This window comes from Paraburkholderia rhizosphaerae, from assembly GCF_004366595.1.
GTDB lineage: Bacteria > Pseudomonadota > Gammaproteobacteria > Burkholderiales > Burkholderiaceae > Paraburkholderia > Paraburkholderia rhizosphaerae.
Map to the genome: position 1 here is coordinate 1 of NZ_SORE01000071.1, position 1,556 is coordinate 1,556.

Annotated in this window: 2 protein-coding genes; both read right to left on the reverse strand. The window is 65.1% G+C overall.

The window, feature by feature from the left end; genetic code table 11:
- On the reverse strand, nucleotides 1-860 hold an 860-nt coding region (locus tag BX592_RS33605), incomplete at its 3' end, for an electron transfer flavoprotein subunit alpha/FixB family protein (protein WP_134197633.1).
- Between the two features lie 18 nt (nucleotides 861-878).
- Nucleotides 879-1,556, reverse strand: a 678-nt coding sequence (locus tag BX592_RS33610) for an electron transfer flavoprotein subunit beta/FixA family protein (RefSeq protein WP_134197634.1), incomplete at its 5' end; no start/stop codon positions are given.

Genomic DNA, 1,556 nt, shown 5'->3' on the forward strand with positions numbered 1-1,556 from the left:
ATCGGCGCCTCGGCGTCCTTGTTGATCGCGACGATCACCTTCGAGTCCTTCATGCCGGCAAGGTGCTGGATCGCACCGGAGATGCCGACCGCGACATACAGCTGTGGTGCGACGATCTTGCCGGTCTGGCCAACCTGATAGTCGTTCGGCACATAACCCGCATCGACTGCGGCGCGCGAGGCGCCCATCGCCGCGCCGAGCTTGTCCGCGAGCGGCTCGAGCACCTTCGTGTAGTTCTCGCCGCTGCCCAGGCCCCGGCCGCCCGACACGATGATGTTCGCGCTCGTGAGCTCCGGACGGTCCAGCTTCGTCACCTCGCGGCTCACGAACTGCGCGATGCCGCGGTCAGCGGCTGCGTCGATCTTTTCGATCGATGCGCTGCCGCCTTCGGCGGACACCGGATCGAAGCCCGTCGCGCGCACCGTGATCACCTTGATCGGGTCCTGCGACTGCACGATCGCGATCGCGTTGCCTGCGTAGATCGGGCGCTCGAACGTGTCCGCGCTGTCCACCGCGGTGATGTCGCTGATCTGCGCGACGTCGAGCTTCGCCGCGATGCGCGGCGCGATGTTCTTGCCGTATGCCGTTGCAGGCGCAACGATATGCGTGTAGTTCTTCGCGATCGGCAGCACCGTTGCTTCGACGTTTTCCGCCAGGCCTGCTTCGAGCTGCGGCGCGTCGGCGAGCAGCACTTTCGCGACGCCTGGTACCTTGGTCGCGGCTTCCGCTGCGCCCTGCGCGTTGTGACCCGCGATCAGCACGTGAATGTCGCCGCCAATCTTCTGCGCGGCAGCGACCGTATTGAGCGTCGCTGCCTTCAGCGCCGCATTGTCATGTTCAGCAATTACCAGAATTGTCATTTCGTCTCGCTCCCGCGCTTACAGCACCTTGGCTTCGTTCTTCAGCTTCTCGACCAGCGTCTTCACGTCCGGCACCTTCACGCCAGCGCTGCGCGCGGCCGGCTCGCTGACCTTCAGCGTCTTCAGGCGCGGCTTCACGTCGACACCGAGGTCTTCCGGCTTCAGCGTCTCGAGCGGCTTCTTCTTCGCCTTCATGATATTGGGCAGCGTCACATAGCGCGGCTCGTTCAGGCGCAGGTCGGTGGTGACCACCGCCGGCAGCTTCAGCGATAGCGTTTCCGCGCCGCCATCCACTTCACGCGCGACCGTCGCGTGACCATCGGCCACCGTCACCTTCGAGGCAAACGTTGCCTGCGGCAGATCCGCGAGCGCGGCGAGCATCTGGCCGGTCTGGTTCGAGTCGTCGTCGATCGCCTGCTTGCCGAGGATCACCAGTTGCGGCTGTTCCTTGTCGACCAGCGCCTTGAGCAGCTTCGCGACCGCCAGCGGCTGCAGGTCCTCGTTCGACTCGACGAGAATGGCCCGGTCCGCGCCGATCGCGAGCGCCGTGCGCAGCGTTTCCTGGCACTGGGCGACACCGGCCGACACCGCGATCACTTCGGTCGCGACGCCCGCTTCCTTCAGCCGCACCGCTTCTTCCACCGCGATTTCGTCGAACGGGTTCATCGACATCTTTACGTTCGCAATGTCCACGCC